This is a genomic window from Bacteroides sp. f07 (genome assembly GCF_042854785.1).
In the GTDB taxonomy this organism is placed as follows: Bacteria; Bacteroidota; Bacteroidia; order Bacteroidales; family Bacteroidaceae; genus Bacteroides.
Map to the genome: position 1 here is coordinate 287,904 of NZ_BAABXI010000003.1, position 17,948 is coordinate 305,851.

13 protein-coding genes are annotated in these 17,948 nt (G+C 39.1%); 1 reads left to right on the top strand and 12 read right to left on the bottom strand.

Annotation, left to right across the window (positions count from 1 at the left end; translation table 11 throughout):
• Positions 1–44: 44 nt before the first annotated feature.
• Positions 45–884, bottom strand: coding sequence for a S1-like domain-containing RNA-binding protein (locus tag ACGHVY_RS21015; RefSeq protein ID WP_308745699.1), 840 nt, complete (start codon positions 882–884; stop codon positions 45–47).
• Positions 885–1,081: 197 nt separating this feature from the next.
• Between ACGHVY_RS21015 and ACGHVY_RS21020 the strand changes: the two genes are divergently transcribed.
• Positions 1,082–2,083 carry a lactate/malate family dehydrogenase gene (locus tag ACGHVY_RS21020; RefSeq protein WP_308745700.1) on the top strand — a complete coding sequence of 334 codons (1,002 nt, stop codon included), beginning with the start codon at positions 1,082–1,084 and terminating at the stop codon, positions 2,081–2,083.
• A 70-nt stretch (positions 2,084–2,153) separates the two neighbouring features.
• Here ACGHVY_RS21020 and ACGHVY_RS21025 read toward each other — a convergent pair whose 3' ends face one another.
• The 11 genes from ACGHVY_RS21025 to ACGHVY_RS21075 all read right to left on the bottom strand — a co-directional run bounded on the left by ACGHVY_RS21025 (position 2,154) and on the right by ACGHVY_RS21075 (position 17,796).
• A complete protein-coding gene (locus ACGHVY_RS21025) occupies positions 2,154–2,588 on the bottom strand; it encodes a transcriptional repressor (protein ID WP_308745701.1) in 435 nt (144 codons plus the stop codon).
• 6 nt (positions 2,589–2,594) lie between these two features.
• Positions 2,595–4,541 (bottom strand): heavy metal translocating P-type ATPase, encoded by a 1,947-nt coding sequence (locus ACGHVY_RS21030; protein ID WP_390601352.1) that lies wholly within the window; start codon positions 4,539–4,541, stop codon positions 2,595–2,597.
• Positions 4,542–4,621: 80 nt separating this feature from the next.
• A complete protein-coding gene (locus tag ACGHVY_RS21035) occupies positions 4,622–5,251 on the bottom strand; it encodes a porin family protein (protein WP_390601355.1) in 630 nt (209 codons plus the stop codon).
• A gap of 188 nt (positions 5,252–5,439) precedes the next feature.
• Positions 5,440–5,691, bottom strand: coding sequence for a hypothetical protein (locus ACGHVY_RS21040; RefSeq protein ID WP_308745704.1), 252 nt, complete (start codon positions 5,689–5,691; stop codon positions 5,440–5,442).
• A 14-nt stretch (positions 5,692–5,705) separates the two neighbouring features.
• Entirely contained in the window at positions 5,706–10,406 is a 4,701-nt protein-coding gene (locus ACGHVY_RS21045; protein WP_390601358.1) for a hypothetical protein, read from the bottom strand.
• 24 nt (positions 10,407–10,430) lie between these two features.
• Positions 10,431–10,889, bottom strand: a complete 459-nt coding sequence (locus tag ACGHVY_RS21050; RefSeq protein ID WP_195663326.1) for a hypothetical protein — start codon at positions 10,887–10,889, stop codon at positions 10,431–10,433.
• 2 nt (positions 10,890–10,891) lie between these two features.
• Positions 10,892–14,407 (bottom strand): hypothetical protein, encoded by a 3,516-nt coding sequence (locus ACGHVY_RS21055; RefSeq protein WP_390601361.1) that lies wholly within the window; start codon positions 14,405–14,407, stop codon positions 10,892–10,894.
• Positions 14,408–14,558: 151 nt separating this feature from the next.
• Positions 14,559–15,608: a hypothetical protein gene (locus tag ACGHVY_RS21060; RefSeq protein ID WP_390601363.1), complete on the bottom strand. Its 1,050-nt coding sequence runs from the start codon at positions 15,606–15,608 to the stop codon at positions 14,559–14,561.
• A gap of 11 nt (positions 15,609–15,619) precedes the next feature.
• Positions 15,620–15,982: a hypothetical protein gene (locus ACGHVY_RS21065; RefSeq protein ID WP_390601365.1), complete on the bottom strand. Its 363-nt coding sequence runs from the start codon at positions 15,980–15,982 to the stop codon at positions 15,620–15,622.
• Between the two features lie 201 nt (positions 15,983–16,183).
• Positions 16,184–17,212: a hypothetical protein gene (locus ACGHVY_RS21070; RefSeq protein WP_390601368.1), complete on the bottom strand. Its 1,029-nt coding sequence runs from the start codon at positions 17,210–17,212 to the stop codon at positions 16,184–16,186.
• Positions 17,213–17,223: 11 nt separating this feature from the next.
• Positions 17,224–17,796, bottom strand: a complete 573-nt coding sequence (locus ACGHVY_RS21075) for a hypothetical protein (protein WP_390601371.1) — start codon at positions 17,794–17,796, stop codon at positions 17,224–17,226.
• Positions 17,797–17,948 lie beyond the last annotated feature (152 nt).

Genomic DNA, 17,948 nt, shown 5'->3' on the forward strand with positions numbered 1-17,948 from the left:
CCAATGATTCTCTCTATTCGTATGTAGGGATTTCCCTATTGTGTTTAGGATTCCGCCAGAGTAATGCCGTCCTCATGCAAGACAACCAGACGTTTCTTGTACAAATCGCCCACCCCTTTCTTGAAAGTTTTCTTGCTCACACCAAACGTATCATAAATATCTTCGGCAGGACTTTTATCGTTCAGATTGATTCGTCCCCCCTGTTCCTTGATATAGTCCAGCAATGTTTTCGCAAAATCATCAATCTTCTCAAAACCCGGTTTCTGAAGAATCAAGTCCACCTTGCCATCTTCACGCACTTGTTTCACAAAAGCTTTCATCTCCATCCCTGTCTCCAGCGAAGTGAATATTTCATTCTCATACAGCAAGCCGCTATACTTATTATCTATAATAGCTTTAAAGCCCAGATCCGTTTTCTGCCAGATAAGGATATCCACCTCATCACCCGAAGCATACTCCGGTTGCTCTTTCGACAGATAACGTTCCACCTTTGCCGAAGCCACAATACGGTAACTTTCTTCATCCAAATGCGCATGAACCACGTACTTACGTCCCACCTGCATCTTCATCTTCTGTTCTCTGAACGGGACAAACAAATCCTTCATCAGTCCCCAATTCAGAAAAGCCCCGTATTGATTCACCCAGGACACCTCAAGACAGGCAAACTGACCGACCTGCACGAACGGAGTCAGCGTCGTTGCAATCAGCCTCTCATCCATATCCAAATAAAGAAACACGTTCAGAATATCCCCTATCTTACAGTCTTCGGGCACATAGCGGGTTGGCAACAGAATCTCACCATCTTCGCCACCGTCAAGATATACCCCGAAGTCCACTTCCTTCACAACTTCAAGCTGATTATATTTTCCTAATTCAATGTTCATATTTTTAATCTACTCTGTTTTATTACTCTTATTAAATACAAAGATAGTCTATTTTCAACAGAACTCTCTATCAAGTTACTATAACTTTTCGTTATCGGATAAAACTATTTGCTATGAACAATCAAGGCTGTAAAATGTTATCTTTGTAGCGGCAAAAAGAAAGATAAAATTATTCACCTTTAAATATATTAAGCTTTATGGAATTCTTAACCAACGAGAAACTTACGATTGTAGGAGCTGCCGGAATGATCGGCTCCAATATGGCACAAACTGCCATGATGATGAAACTCACTCCGAATATTTGTCTGTATGACCCATTCGCCCCTGCTTTGGAAGGAGTAGCCGAAGAACTGTATCACTGCGGCTTTGAAGGCGTCAACCTTACTTATACTTCCGACATCAAGGAAGCATTGACCGGAGCATCATACATCGTATCTTCCGGTGGAGCAGCCCGCAAAGCAGGTATGACGCGCGAAGATTTGCTGAAAGGAAATGCAGAAATTGCCGCTCAGTTCGGTAAGGATGTCCGTCAATATTGCCCGAATGTAAAACATATCGTTGTCATCTTTAATCCGGCGGACATCACCGGTCTGATAACCTTATTATATTCAGGTTTGAAACCTTCACAAGTTTCTACATTGGCTGCACTGGACAGCACCCGTCTGCAAAACGAATTAGTGAGATATTTCCATATCCCCGCTTCCGACATTCAGAACTGCCGTACCTACGGCGGACATGGCGAACAGATGGCTGTATTCGCTTCTACAACCAAAGTAAAAGGAGAACCACTGACTGATTTCATCGGTACTACCCGTCTCCCGCTAACCGAATGGGAAGCTCTGAAAGTACGTGTCATCCAGGGTGGAAAGCACATCATCGACCTTCGCGGACGTTCTTCTTTCCAAAGCCCGGCTTATCTTTCTATTGAAATGATCGCTGCCGCTATGGGCGGACAACCTTTCCGCTGGCCTGCAGGAACTTATGTTTCCAACGGTAAATTCGACCATATCATGATGGCAATGGAAACGTCAATTACTAAAGACGGAGTTACTTATAAAGAAGTAGCCGGAACTCCTGCCGAACAGGAAGAACTGGAAAAGAGCTACGAACATCTGTGCAAACTTCGTGACGAAGTGATCGAAATGGGAATTATCCCCGCTATCAAGGACTGGCATACGCTGAATCCTAACATCAAGTAAACATACAATATTAGTAGAAAGCCGGAACTCGACGATATTCTTTATCGGAGTTCCGGCTTATTTTTTTATCCTAAGAGTTTAGTTCTGAACGAGAAGAACATTCCGGGCAAATGCCCTTCAACACATAGTTAATGCTATGCAAAGCAAACCCTTTCGGCAAATCAATGACAGGAATATGCGTACCTTCCAGGCAAAATGTCTTGTGGCATTTCTCACAATAGAAATGTGAATGCAAGTCCTGCACCACACAATTACAGGAATTATCGCAAACGGCGTATTTCAACGAACCGCTTCCATCGTCTATGCTATGTATCAGGTGATGAGACAGGAAGAGGGCTATTGTCCGGGATATAGTCGACTTATCAACCGTATCCAGCAGAGTCTCCAAATCGAGCAGTGAAACTGCACGTTCAACTTCCATCATATTCTTTAGTATGAGAAGCCTTATTGCCGTTGGCTTGATGTCCCTTCGCGCCAACTTATCCAAATAAATATTCTCTTCCATAATCTCTTATTTTATCATTTTCTGTATTCGTACAGCATTCATAATGGCAAGCAACGCAACACCTACATCTGCAAAAACTGCTTCCCAAAGGGTAGCGATTCCACCGGCCCCCAATATCAGTACGAGCAGTTTTACTCCGAATGCCAGCGAGACATTCTGCCAGATAATCCTGCGCGTCAGTTTTCCTACCTTGATGGCTTCGGCCACTTTAGAAGGCTGGTCAGTCTGTATCACGACATCTGCAGTTTCGATTGCCGCATCGCTGCCCAATCCTCCCATGGCAATGCCGACATGGCTCAGTGCAAGTACCGGTGCATCATTCATTCCGTCACCGACGAATGCAATCTGATTCGTCCTGTCCTGCCGCAGTTCTTCCAGATGCCGCACTTTACCTTCCGGCAACAAATCTCCATAAGCATCGGTTATGCCCAGCTTTTCCGCAAAGTTAGTAACAATACTTTGTTTATCACCGGATAATATCTGAATGTTTTTAATATGCAATGCTTTTAAGTCATCAATAGCTTTCTTTGCGTCCTCTTTCAATGTATCCGCTAATAACAAATAACCGGCATAATCTGTTCCGATGGCGCAGACCACAATCGTATCAGTCACCTGCAATAATTCCGCCGGATATTCAATATTGAATTTGGATAACAAACGACAGTTTCCGACCAATACCGAAGTCCCGTCAATCATCGCTTCCAAACCGAAGCCGGCAAATTCTTTTGTATCGGTGACAGGCAGCAGTTCTACATTTTGCAGCTTTGCATGGTTCACTATGGCTTTAGCAATCGGATGAGTACTGTCGCTCTCTACCGAAGCAACCAGCTTAATCAATTCCTTTTCTGAAATACCGGATGCGGATTTACACTCCTGTACCTCAAAAGTTCCTTTAGTCAAAGTTCCTGTCTTATCGAATACAACCGTATTGATTTTAGTGATTGCATCCAGATAATTGCCGCCTTTGAATAAGATTCCCAATCGGGAAGCAGCTCCGATACCTCCAAAATATCCCAACGGGATACTTACTACCAAAGCACAAGGGCACGAAATCACCAGAAAGACTAAAGCCCTGTACAGCCAGTCATTAAACACAAAAGCAAACTGAGTGTCAATGAATGAATAAACAAACGGAAGGATAACTATCAATATCGCCAGTCCTATGACAATAGGTGTATAGATACGTGCAAATTTACGGATAAACAATTCTGCCGGAGCTTTTCGTTCCGAAGCATTTTGGACAAGTTCCAATATCCGGGCAAGCGCACTCTTATCGAATGGTCTTGTCACCTTGATTCGAATCACTTTATCGGTCACAATCATACCGGCAAGTACTTCTTCGCCTTTGCGAATATTACATGGAACACTTTCACCTGTCAATGCCGCCGTATTAAAAGCAGCAACTTCGTTGAGCATCACTCCATCCAAAGGAACTCTCTCACCCGACTTTATCTCTATAATCTCACCGACTTTTACATTCTTCGGACTTTCCGTAATCAGATTGTTATCTCTAAGCACCAAAGCCTTCTCCGGTCTTACATCCAGCAAAGCCCCAATATTACGTTTCGCTTTATCAACCACCTTGTCTTGAAATAGTTCGCCGATTGTATAGAACAGCATCACGGCTACCCCTTCCGGGTATTCGCCAATATAGAAAGCCCCGAGTGTGGCAACAATCATTAGAGTAAACTCACTGAAGTAGTCTTTCTCTTTCATGTTCTCCCACGCTTCTTTCATAACAGGGAGTCCGACCGGAAGATAAGCTACAATATACCAGATTAAAGCTACATACTCTTTATGAAAAAAAGAGAAACCCAGGGCATTCATTATAATACCACTTATCAGCAATATAAATGAAAGCCCTGCTTTCCAGTATTCTTGAAATATAGAAATCTTGACTTCAACTTCCTTTTCGGATGCACATTCGTGTGCACAGCAACTACAATGTCCCATATCTTTCATCTTTTAGTTGCTACAAAGGTAGTGAATGATTCGTGCAACAAAGTTGCAAAAAGAATATCTACTGTCTATTTTTAGAACATATAGCCCAATGACAGCATCAGGTTTCTGTTCTTCATTCCTAAATCTTTTGCCACTTCTACCAAACCGAAATCATAGCTTATAGCAAGCTGATATTTCTTACTGAACTCAACACCTGCTTTCAAGCCAAGACCGAAATCGAATCGCTTTAACCCATCATCGCCAAATATATCTTCGGATGCAGAGTTAGCGCCCAACTCTCCTAAATCGGCAATATTACCGTCCACTTTTGCTTTTGCCTTTCCAAACAAACCGACAGCAATATAGGGGCCCACACTACCAAATAATGCAAAGTCATCATTTACTGCATATTTATAACCAACATGTACCGGAACCTCCAAATAATACGGATTAAATTTAATACTTGCAATTGAACCACCATCAATCTTCGCACCTTTTAATGTCAGTAACGCTGCAAAATCCATATATGCCCCGCTCGCTTCCTGAGACAACCCCAATTCAGCTTTTACACCTGCATGAAAACCTATCCTGTTGTCAAAACCGGTAATAGTGTATTTGCTGACATTCATACCTGCCATCACACCCCATTTCAGGTTATCTTGCGCGTTGACACTCACTACACTCATCGCCACTAAAGCGAAAAATAACAAAACTTTTTTCATAAGAATAAATAATTTAATTATTGTTTAGAAATCATGTGCTGCAAATATAATAAAACAAGTCTAATATATTATGGAAAATAAGTAATTTCTCTACAATAAAAAGACTTACATAACATAATAATGATAGTCATCAAATAAAAAGAAAAGGCTGACATAATCTGCCAGCCCTTAATAACAAACATTACCAGCTATTCCAACATAGCTATAACGGCTTCTTGAACAAATGCAACAAAGCCTGTCTTCACATAACTCTTAATACATTCCACTTGCTCCTGTGTTAATTCAACTTCCCCATTTTTATAAATTTCTCGAGCAAGTTCTAATTCACCCAAATCAGCCGTTTTCTGATAAATCGCGTTACCTAACATTTTTGCAATATCGACGGTACTGTTATTTCCTTCGATATCTTTTACTTGAATATTTTTAAAGTCTATTCTCATTATTATATTTACTATTATTGAGCATGAGGAGTTCCATATATATATAAATCAACTTGTCTAGGAATATACTTTCCATTGTTACACCAACACGAAAATATAAAGCCATTCTGATCCAAAGCTTCTATTACAAGATTCAAATCCCATACTCCTTCCTTTGGAGCAGGACCGACTGGTTGTCCTGTTACAGAATAGAATCCATTTTTAGTATTAACAAAACCAACATGAATCAATAAATCTGGTATAGAAAAGTTTAGCACCCTTACATCAGGTATCCCATTTCCCCATTCTTTTCGTATCGAATAAGTATATGTATTATTAGCATAGGAGCACAAAAAACGCACAATACCTAATAATCCAGGCATACACCAATGATCTTGTGCATCCATTATCCAGTGGCATCCTCCAACTGCATCTATTGCTAAATTATGATATCCACCGACTATCCCAACCTTTGAAGTACTTCCTGAAGAACGTAGCATGAGAGCTTTATTCCAACCAGAACCTGTTGCTTGGAAATAGCCAGCTGTGGTATATCCTGCTATAGCAGGAATATTATTGCCTAAAGATGAAAATCTAGTTGAATCCCCCTCTTTATGTTCTATACTAATCCAACAATCTTTATTTCCAATATTTTTCAGATTATAACCATTAACCTTAAATCCACCTATTTCCGCTCCTGTAGTAACTACTAAGTTCTCTGTATTTATATAAGCCGCATTTATTCTTGTACCACCATTTTCATCTGTAGTAAATAAAGCAAACTCTTCTCCCGAATTACTTTGCATTAATATCGAATCGGCGGAAAGTATAATTTTACGACGTGTAATATCAATGCCAGTCTTTAACAATTCCTTTGCAACTCCACTAAGTCTTTTTATTGAAACACCTTTTAGATATCCGGTACCTGTATTTTCATCAACTATAAACTCCAACCTAGGAATAGACTCTATACTTCTCACCGTAAATGTCTTTACTACAGTTACCCACTTATTCAACTCATCTGTTGTAAATCTCTTTTGTCCAGTATTTCCATCAATACTATAGGAAAAGCAAAGCGACATCGTACTGGCATACACTTCAAAACAAAGTTGATATTCATCTCCAACTTTTAATTCACTAACATAACGCTCAATATCAACAGACACTTTCGAAGTTCGTGATAAATTAACACTTGAAATTATATAACCGGACACAATACGATACCAACCACAGTCACTTCCCGTACTAGTAGAACTATCTTTTCGATATCCAGCAATAACGAAATGTCTACCAGGAACCGCAACCATTATGGAAACAACAGTTGAAGCCGGATTACCTGAAATTTTCCCCGCTGCAGTTGAATATGTAGCAGCAGCGTCATCCAACTTTCCAATAAACATCCAATCATAGTTTGTTTCAGAGCTAGTCTTTATCTCAAACTGAACTACAGTATTTGGAGACTCTGTATAAAAATAGATTTGTTCCCTAGCTATTTGATTATGAGTAATTGCTGGCGATTTATGATATAATCCATCAACTGTCCATGAACCATAAACACTATCTAAATTTGCATAGCTTAAACCACCCGGCTTAGAGTACACAGTCTTGAACTCAAAAACCGGAAAATCAAATCGTGTCGTATTCAAATGTGCATGATACCCTTTCTCCGGATTAGCGACACTTGCATCATAATCACCCCATCCTACCGCAGAAACAGTACCATTAAGACTCTCATCCCATCCTGGGTGTACTTCTTCCTGTTCGGCATAATCACTATTAGGAACTAAATTCTCACCTCCCTTCATAGTGTCTTGAAGTGCATTTTCAATACCGCCCACCGAGAATTCCAATCCGTCCGGATCTACCAGCCGCCCGTCTGCTGTCAGTTCCAGCCCACTCACATTATGCTTAATCGCTCCTTTTGTCATCTCCCAGCCTTGTGTCTTATTCTGATCACCTACAAATATAGAAGAAGAGCCCAACACATCAATAGAAGCATTTTCCGCAAGCATGACCTGAGTAGCCACATTGACAAATTCATTAAAATTACTCCATTGCGAAGAATCAAAAACAGCACCCGAGGTATGGGAAACCTTACAAACATAACTGTTGCCATCATAAATTACCGTATCCCGATACATGGCATCATTTACATAGTCAACTCCAGTTTGCCATATTCCACGGGGGCGAAGCAGGCTTCCATCCTTACCGTCTATACCTTTCCTTACAAGCAGTTTCCAGTCAGCAGCATCTTCCGCCGGTTCCTGTTCCGTCGGATTCTCAGAAATACAAAGCCATGTACTTCCGTTATACACCACCTCATCATAATAATAGTAAGAACTTCCTAACACATATTCACCTTTAAAACAAGGAACCGGCGTTTCTGTCACACCATCAGAAGATAATTGCCTGATTGTCCCTGTCAGATACACATTACGCAGATAGGCACTATGTCCTTCCATATTGATACCAAACAGTTTCAGATTCGACAAATCTCCCAACTGCATCACAATGCAATCTTTTGTAATCTCCCAGTTATTGACTCCCGACAAATAACGTTTATAACTTTGTGTCTCATAACTGGAACACTGCCTGGAAAGATTCGTAAAATTGCCATAACAAACAAAATGCATCAATGCACACGGATGATGCATCGTTCCGTCACGAAGCACATAAGCAAACGTAGCCTCATCCACTATCTCCGTAACCCGGAAATAAACCGTCTGAAAACCTGTCGCATCATTAAAGGTAGCCTTGCAAATATCATCGACTGCCACCGAGGCAACCTCCCCCGGCTCAAGTTTCAGCCTAATCCGGCAGTTCTCTTCATCCACAGAAGCGATAATGCCACCTCCCGAAGCATTCCAACGTTCCCCACTGACCACTTCGACCCGGTTATATCGCAACTCGTCCGATTCCAGAAAGCCACGAACACGCACATTATCAAATTCCGCATCACCAGAAGGAGAAATCAGCCATCCCAAAAACTTTTCAGCATAATCATAGGAAGAAACAGCACCGGAGAATGAAGCTTCCTTACCTACCAGTTTATCAAGAATATGCATGATTTGAGTAGTGACTTCCGTTGCGGTAAGCGTATCGGTTGTCAATCCTCCCGTTACCGAAAGCCCTTGTTCTATAAGTAACCCGCCTAAGAGTTTAAGAAAATAATTGCTTTCATCCGGACGCAGCTTGCTGATGGCACGTTCATCAATTTCTTTCCGGGAACGCAAAGATGAAAACACATCATAATTGGTCGGAGTCTTTGTATCCCAAGTTTTCAACACTTCAACAATAGCCTGTTTGAAGTTTTCGGCCACTACATACTTCAAATCATTCAGCCCTGTATCAATGCTTTTCTTCCAACCCTTCCCTACCTTATTCGTACATTCGATAGTAGCGCCGGACAAATTATCGAGCTTACGTGAGATTCTCGTTATACGTGTATCCTTGTATCCCGTTTCACCGAAATACTCGTTACTCAACAATCGGACACGTTGCCCCGGAACGAGGGGTACCTGATTGGCATCCACGTAAATATAATCCATGTCACAACGATAAATAATCGTATCGACACTTCCCTTTTGCAGATAATCATGCACGGCGGCTTCATATTCCTTTTCAGCCTGCGTATAATACTCATCGGGCATACTGATATTCCACAAGATGTATTCATTACCAGACGCAGGAATTATATAACCGCCCGGAATCTGTGTCCTCTCGTCAGGAAACGTCGTGATAATCTCAAATTCACGCGTACTACTATTATAGTTCACTTCAAAATCACGCCCGTTCAATTCACCACTCAGAAAACTGACATGTTTCACCAAACCGGGAAGTTCATAATCATTCGGATTGAAATTCAAATCCTTATCCTTGAAGTAATAAACTGTATACGGTCCATTCTCATTCTTCTTCTCAGCATAGCGGACGTCAGACACTTTGCCGACACGCTTGGGGTAAATTTCGGAGAAAGCAGCTTCCTCCACCTGTTCATATAATCCATAATGAATATTTTGTTCTACATACTTTTGCCGCCCGGGAAGTTGTAACCGGGAAAAGCCATATTTACTCCGGTCGATATTGCGGGTACTGCCCAAAGGAATCAACCGGGTAAAAAATTTCACATCATTGCTATTTTCAGCAAGCGCCATCTTAGTCAGTCCTTGTCCGTAGCCAAGGCTTACCGCATCTCCACGTTCACAGCGGGTCAAGTTTACGTGATGTCCGTCTATCCACCATTCCGTTTCAAAAGTCTCGGCAATCATGCCAAGAGCATCCCAACAATTCACGTTGTTGTATTCAATGTTTCGTTTGCCGTTGTCAACAACTTCACCCACTTTCCATGTATCAGAGCCGTCGATACGGTTCAAATTATCCACCACTTTCTGCAGATGGGCCGCCGCATTATTATCCAGTGAAAACTGGGATTCAAACTGCCCGTCTGTCAGGTTCAACATCTTCACCCGTTCCGCATCATGCTCCGGTCCGTAGAAATGCATACTGTAACTGTACTCCAACGTACTATTCTGCTGCGGTCGATACTCACTACGAATAGCAAAACGGATGCCCGCGACTTCTACATAGTCATTTACCGAAAAAGTCAATAATTCGGGAGACGTAAAGCTGACAGAGAGACTGTTTTCAGACATCAGTTCATGGCTCCAAGTACAGGAAGAAGAGGCAGGAGCGGTAAATTTCAAAATACCTTCTCCATCATAAATATTTAACTCCATAAGTCATTTCATTTTTTTCAATTATTATACACTCGGAACCGGTTCCCGCAGCTTAACTTTAAAACGTGCAGCATACAAGCCATCCTTTTCGAGGAAAGTCAGTTGGTCATAACTGCTACATTCCTTATAATACATCCGGTAAGTCTTATCAATTTCCGGCAATCGTATTTGAAGCCATCCACTTTTGAGAAGATTGACAAAACCGGTATAACGCTCCAACCAATTCTGCGTTGTCTCCGCTACGATAGCAAAATACAAAGTCACATCCCGAGCCTCGAATCTCGGTTGAGGCAATACTTCCGGCAATTCTTCACCATCCCGTTCACGATAAACGACGGCAGGATAATCCTTCATGGAAGGCGGCTTGAGTAATGCCGAGTAGTTACTATAATCACCTTGCTTGTCCTCTGTAAGGAAAGCTCCATACTGTAGATACACATCCTGATTATTGATAAGCAATAATCCCTCTAAAATCTTTTCCATAATTATTTCATTTTAATTCCATCACGTTTCAATTCTGATATATCTGCCGCCATCTGTTCCAAATGGTAGCAATAGCCTGTATTGCGCACGATAGCAACCAATGAGTCCGATGCTTCGTACATAGAACGGCTGATGTCAAAAACAGTAGTATCTATACTGCTCACATGATCCTGAACAGAAGTGAATAATCCTTCGAGTTTTGTTCCTTGCTCCTGAGACATGGTGGTGAAGGAACCGGAGCGACCGGACTGCTCGGAATTTTCTTCTTTCTCTTTTCCTTCCAAGTCGATACCGGCTTCAGAGAAGCTTTCTTTCATTGTTTCCCATGCAGTATTGTATTGTTGGCCTAATTCCATCACACGTTTCTTAAAATCAGACGCAGCCTTAGAATCAAGAGAATAATTATAATTTCCTTTATCCATGGACTGGAATAATTTACTCACAAGTTTATTCATCTCTTCCGTCAACATATTCCGAGCCAATGTCTTTTTAATAATATCCCCAATAGCTCCGTCTATATTTTGTGATAGCTTATCCAACGCATTATCAATTGAAGGATCTGTGAAGGAATCTACAATCATACCAGTTATATCTGAGAAAGAAAATCCCAATACAGTATCTTGTACTTCTTGATTAAATTCTGCCAGTTTTTCTTTACTCTCAGCCATAGCTTCTATATACTCTCTCATCTGACTTGGGATATGCGCCCAAAGAGTTGGAATCTCTCGCAGCTTTACTAACTGGTCATCGCTCATCTCCCACCAAGTGGTAGTATTTATTCCTATTTGTCTCAATTCTGATTTATAGTCTTTGAGTGTACGATTCAAACGATAACCATATGAATGACTACCGACCGAAGAGCCTGCAGAACCAGCTTCTCCCAGCATTGTACGGCTAGCAGCAATCTGTTTACCGATATCTTCTGCGGTCTTCCTTATATTACTTCCGAAGTTATTACCTCCCAACTTGTCCAATAAGCCGATCTGTTTATCTATCAAATCATCCATTGCCTCCATCCAGACACCATAACGAGCTACCATTCCGGCATCCATCTCTTTTTTCGCTCCTATCAATCCGGCAGTTACAGATATTACTTGTTCAGCTGCAGCCGCAATACCACCCACGAGTCCCCCATTAGCAAACCCATCCGCAATACTGCCAACAGTATCCAAAGCCATATCCAACCCTTCATCCAGTCCACCAAACGCCCCTTTCAAAGAGCCGACAACCTCGCTTGCAGTCTGCATCCGTCCTTGAAAAGTAGTAGCAAAATCCGCAGCTTTCTCTTTAGCTTCCTCTTCGCTATTCCCAAGTTTTTGATAATGCTTCACTAATGAGTTCATCGTCTTCTCGTCTAATATTCCTTTTATAGACTTAGGCTTTTTACCTTGCTTCTCAAGACCAATAATAGTATTTTCCAATTGTTCTTTTTCTTGCAGGCTCTGTTCATCATTCATTGTGGACAAAATAGCCAATCGTTCTTTTGCATATTTCAACATAATATCATTACGCTGCTGCTCTACATACTCATCCATCGCCAAGCCTTGAGTTGCTATTTCTTGACGCTGGAGTTCTATTTGCTCCGCATTATCCAGCACATCTAATTTAGAACGGTTCCTTTCTATATCTTTATCAGCTTCCCTGTTCTTATTGATGGATTCAATCATTTCCGGATCTTTATTTGCTCTTTTAACCAATTCATCATAGGTTTTATCTATTTCTTTTAGACGTTTTTCTAAAGCTGATGCAGAGTGAGAGTTTATTTCGTCCTGCAAATCTCGTATGCGTTGTTTTTCATTTTCATTAATACTATTTTGTTGCTCTTTCGTTCTTTTATTCTCTATAGCACGTTGTTCATTAGCCTGATTTTTAACTATGTCCTCGACAGTTTTATCTACCTTAATACCTTTTTTCCTCGCCTCTTTAATCGCCTGAATACGATCATTCTCTTCTCTATCAATCCTATCCAACTCCAATTGATGATTTAATTCCTCCTGCTCTCTTTCTTTTTTAGCTTCATCCCCAATAGCAGCAATAGTCATTGCTGTTATTTTTCTTCTTGCTTTAAGTTCCGCCTGTCCGAGTTGTTCTATAAATGAAGTTTGTTCTTCCGGTGTAACTGTACGGATATTAGCGCCAGTTATTTTATCTAGTTTAGATTGTTCCGCATTTATCTGAGCCATCAGTTTATTATATCCCCCCCTACTTGTGACCTTTGATAAAGCTTCCTTTTTTCTTTTTATACTTGCTTCAATAGCTTCTATTGATCCTTTCACTACTGTATCAGCCGCCTTAATATCTGCTTTTTTCAGTGTTTCCGCACTTTGATTAGAAAAAGCGAGACTTTGGGTTATATACTTCGTGCCCTCTCCTTCTTGTGCTTTAGCTTTTTCTATAGCTTTACTTTTATCAGAATTGTCTACCTCATAAGACATAGCCGGTCCAAACATTCCTTGTGAAACAAATACAGTCTTCTTATCAGGCATACTTTCAGCCTCCATCATTGCAATCATAGATGCTTTATACTTTTCCGAAGCCAATTCCATAGCTGCTACCGCTTTAGCTCTCAATTCAATACTTTCTATAAAAGCATCTTTTTGACTATTAAAAAGATTTTCGGCATCAGCTACACTCGTTATAGATACCCCCAATTGTTTGAAAGCCTCTTGATTCTCATCAATATATTTTTGTTTATCTTCCAGAGATTCTCCCAGAGCTTCATATTCACCACTCATTTTATGGAAATTCGCAACTGTAGAAGCAGACATATCTGCGACTTTACTTCTGAATGCTTCATTTGCCTTAGCAGCTTCGGCTTGCGAAGTCGTGTAATTATCCCATAGCAGAACTAACCCCGTAATGACAACAGAAAGTCCTAAAGTTAATGTAGCCATCAATGCTTGTGCAGCAACTGTCGAAATGCCCAAAGAAGTGGCAAGTGCCATATTTGCCGCAGTAAGTACCTGTTTTGCTCGTGACAAAAGAAGAGTATTAGCGACTCCTGCGCCATTCAAGACATTTGCTATCTGCTGTAAAGAATTGGTAATTGAAATCATTGTTTGTAGCTTAGTTTGAATTTGCGTCAGTCGAGACTGCTCTATCCCCAACAGAGATGCCGTATTAATAGCTACATTCATTCCAGAACTCATCAATTTCAAATCCTCTCTTACCGCTTTCAAATTTGAGAGTTTACCATCATCAGGAGATACTGAAGACGAAATATCTGCATTACTCTTTACTGCCGCCAATTGAGCAGTCAAGCCTGCCAACTCACTTTTCAAATTTCCAATTTCAGAACGTAGTACAATTATCATTGCTAGATTTTCCGTTTGGTCTATTTTTGCACTCATTGCCCGCTCAAAAACTTTCTGCATTGAAAGCAAACTGTTCTCTAATTTTTGGATCTCTTCATTCAGGTTAATGACTGATGAACTCAAATCATTAACTTTATCAGTAGTGCCTTGTATATTTTGCAAGGTATTACTATTCATAATGTTTTCTAAATCGATTGTTCCCATGTACTTGATATTGTTTAATATTACATCATTTATTCAATTAAAGCAACACAAACATACCATAGGAAAACCTATAACACAAATAAGTCTGTAACGCCTACATATATATATGTAAGCGTTACAGACTTATTATCAATAAAGAATAATTTATCAACTAGTATTGAATAGTAGTCAGAACTCCATTCTTAAAGTATAAATAACAACTTGAGGAGTATACCCATTGTTCTGTTGTTCCATCCGCACCAGACATTACATTTACTGATTTTGGAGCACCCCAAGATTCACGACACATAGCCTTGCTCCATCCGGTACGTACTTGATTCCTTATTATGAGATCTGCATTAACCTTACCATATTTTCGAGCCAAAGTTGCTTCCTTTTGTAAGCGAACTTTATACATTTCAGGAGTATCCAATTCTTCTAATCCTATTTCAAGAGTAAGATTTACATAAAAGTCACCATACTTATCGTGATGTAATAACAGCAAAATGTAATACCGATTCCCATCCTCAATACTTATGTCTGTACACTTTAGATGCGTCCCCTTAGGAATATCCTCATATTTCCCTGTACCAATTTTGGGCAAACTGGCATCATCTTTATTAATGATTAGGTCCTTACCAACATATTTCTGTTTCAGTTTTTCGATATATCCAGTATTAATAAAAGTTTCGAAAAACTTAACTAAAGAACTAAAATCATAATATACAGTATCATAAGGAGCATCTTTCATGATAAGTTCATAAGAATAATTTAAACCGGATTTCTTAGGACTATTCTTTGGATCTTCAATCAGACGGTTCACATAATAGTATTTACCTACAACAGATTCATAAGCTGAGCCACATTGCCCTTCTCCCACCGTAAACTTATACACTATAGAGTCAGGCAAATACCTCATATTCTTATTCTTAAGTACTAATGCAAAATACTCAAACTTAGGCATTGTAGTAATACCTAAATACACCCCTGTTTTTTTATAATCAGCATCATCATTCAAATACAAAGTCTGTCCCACCTGACTACGAAAGTTCTCCCAACAAATATTCTTTAAACTATCATAAGGAGCAACAACTTCTTGTTCAGGAGTCTCTTCCTGAATCGTTTTTATCTTCGATATTTGTGCTATTGCTACATTATTAAAAACAAACAATAGCATGAACAATACCAGTTTTGCTATAAAAAACTCACACTTGCTATTCATTACTGATAGGTTTACTGCTTTACAAAAATCTCAGAATATCCATCTTCATCAACTAAAGTCATTTTAGTACCTTCAATTGTTCCATTCTCTTTATATCCATCGAACCAAGTTATTGAAACAGATGGAGCAGCATACTCATATTTTCCATTAGCCGTAAAACGACTTTCATCTTCTCCATGCAGTTTTTCTACCAATTCCACCGAGCATTCTCCATTCGTATGAAATTGTATAGTACGAGAGCATTCGCCGAAACCCGAAACGTCCTCATTACATACCCAAGTTGTGCCAGACAATGCATCTTTGTCATCATCATTCTTACAAGAGGAAAAAGCAATTGCGATAACAGCTATCGCCAAAAATAAATAGTTTTTCATATTGGTTATTTTTTAGTTAATAAATTGTTTTGTTGTTATTAAACAAAGGTAAACAAACCCTCAGCCATGAAACAAATAATCTGCTTTTTAGCAATAGTGTTACCAATTCTTTTTTAAGGGCGTTCTGGCGGCAATACCCCACCTGTTAATCTCTGCGATAGATATTTACTTCTTTCTTATCTAAATATAAGAAACCATATTCTAATAATCTTGAATCGTTCTCAAAATCCCATTTTCGAAATATAAATAGCTGCTACCTTGATGATATACCCATTGTTCATGATTACCATAGCTACCCTTAGTTACATTAACTGATTCCGGTTCTCCCCAAGCCTCAAGACACATAGCTTTAGTCCACCCTATGCGTATCTGATTTTTAATAATCAAATCTGCATTAGTTCGCCCATACTTACGAACAAGTACAGCTTCTTTTTTAAGTCGAGTCTGATACTGTTGTTCAGTCTCAAGACCATAGATATCATCAATTTCCTTATCATTTACAACTTCATACAATTCTTTATAAACAGGATGTTCTAGCAATACAATAAACGGAAGCCAATCTTCTCTGATAGCAATATCCTTACAAACAAATTTAGTACCTTTAGGAACAACAACTTTTTCATCTGTTTTTAAATTCCTAAAAGTTGAATAAGTTTGAAAAACATACAATGATTTCCCAATATATCTTTCTTTCAGTTTCTCAAAATAGCCAACATTAATAAATGAAAGAGGATTTCCCTTCCTATAACGATAGTATAATTTCTCATAAGGAGCATCTTTCATTATAAGTTCAAAAATATAAATCTGTACTTCATCATCGAATAACGACTTTTCACTCTCTAATATTCTATTAACATAATAATATCTATTAGCTACGGAGTCCAAATCAGTACCTTTATATCCTCTCTTCATAACCTCTTTATAAACAGAATTATAAACTTCTTCAAAATAATCCGTATCCTTCTTTTTCCTAATTTTAGTATAGAAATCGTCTCCTATTCCTTTTTCACGATCCTTTTTTGTCCCATAATAGTACCATGTTTGCCCTATTTGACTTTTAAAATTACTTTTTGTTATATTAGTCAAGCTATCATAAGGAATAATACTATCCTTTTTCTCTGTTTGTTCCCCAACCTTTATTATATTAAGTTGCGCCGTTACTATTCCTGAATTAAAAAACAATCCGATAAATAGGAATAATACTTTTAAATAAATAGAGATAATCTTCATTTTATACTACTTTAAAATTCATAAGGATTATCTTCCCAATTCAGCCAAGGAATACATCCACACTGAGTCAAATCACCAGGCATCACAACTGTCAATGTTATGGGATTATAACGACTATAGACATCATAGTATTTACATGTATACTTATTTCTATATTTAGCTTCAGAAGCATCGTCATACGCTACCACGAAATAACGACCAACAGGAACATCCACTTCTAAAGTCTTGCCCGAAATAATGGAAGTTTTAAACTTATAAATTGCATTAACGATTGTACCATCATCAAGCTTCATTTGATTGTTTTCCTGTAACATCTTATAAGTTTCCTCCTCTTGAAGGCAACCATAAGCATATTCAGATTCAACAGATACTTTATTATTACCCGTCACATATTCTTTTCCTGAATTTTCCGGAAAGAAAAGAAAGGTAATAGAAGCGAGCACTTTATCTCCCTGATGAAAACCAAGTTCATACCCGTTTATCCAAACCGTCTGATTTAAGTTCTTATTTTCATCATCGTCGTTTTTACAAGAAGAAAACATCATTGCGACAACAGCCATCGCCAAGAATAAATAGTTTTTCATATTGGTTGCTATTTTAGTTAATAAATTGTTTTGTTATAGATAGTACAAAGATAAAGAAAGATTCAGAAATAATTCCTTATATTCAAAAAAAATCAATAGATAAAAAACATCACTATTATTCTTATCTATATTTTTAGGAAAAGCAATACAGG

What these genes read in the sequence shown, in the direction of transcription:
- ACGHVY_RS21015 (WP_308745699.1), bottom strand. Translation starts at nt 884, where the DNA reads ATGAACATTGAATTAGGAAAATATAATCAGCTTGAAGTTGTGAAGGAA.
- ACGHVY_RS21020 (WP_308745700.1), top strand. Translation starts at nt 1,082, where the DNA reads ATGGAATTCTTAACCAACGAGAAACTTACGATTGTAGGAGCTGCCGGA.
- ACGHVY_RS21025 (WP_308745701.1), bottom strand. Translation starts at nt 2,588, where the DNA reads ATGGAAGAGAATATTTATTTGGATAAGTTGGCGCGAAGGGACATCAAG.
- ACGHVY_RS21030 (WP_390601352.1), bottom strand. Translation starts at nt 4,541, where the DNA reads ATGGGACATTGTAGTTGCTGTGCACACGAATGTGCATCCGAAAAGGAA.
- ACGHVY_RS21035 (WP_390601355.1), bottom strand. Translation starts at nt 5,251, where the DNA reads ATGAAAAAAGTTTTGTTATTTTTCGCTTTAGTGGCGATGAGTGTAGTG.
- ACGHVY_RS21040 (WP_308745704.1), bottom strand. Translation starts at nt 5,691, where the DNA reads ATGAGAATAGACTTTAAAAATATTCAAGTAAAAGATATCGAAGGAAAT.
- ACGHVY_RS21045 (WP_390601358.1), bottom strand. Translation starts at nt 10,406, where the DNA reads ATGGAGTTAAATATTTATGATGGAGAAGGTATTTTGAAATTTACCGCT.
- ACGHVY_RS21050 (WP_195663326.1), bottom strand. Translation starts at nt 10,889, where the DNA reads ATGGAAAAGATTTTAGAGGGATTATTGCTTATCAATAATCAGGATGTG.
- ACGHVY_RS21055 (WP_390601361.1), bottom strand. Translation starts at nt 14,407, where the DNA reads ATGGGAACAATCGATTTAGAAAACATTATGAATAGTAATACCTTGCAA.
- ACGHVY_RS21060 (WP_390601363.1), bottom strand. Translation starts at nt 15,608, where the DNA reads ATGAATAGCAAGTGTGAGTTTTTTATAGCAAAACTGGTATTGTTCATG.
- ACGHVY_RS21065 (WP_390601365.1), bottom strand. Translation starts at nt 15,982, where the DNA reads ATGAAAAACTATTTATTTTTGGCGATAGCTGTTATCGCAATTGCTTTT.
- ACGHVY_RS21070 (WP_390601368.1), bottom strand. Translation starts at nt 17,212, where the DNA reads ATGAAGATTATCTCTATTTATTTAAAAGTATTATTCCTATTTATCGGA.
- ACGHVY_RS21075 (WP_390601371.1), bottom strand. Translation starts at nt 17,796, where the DNA reads ATGAAAAACTATTTATTCTTGGCGATGGCTGTTGTCGCAATGATGTTT.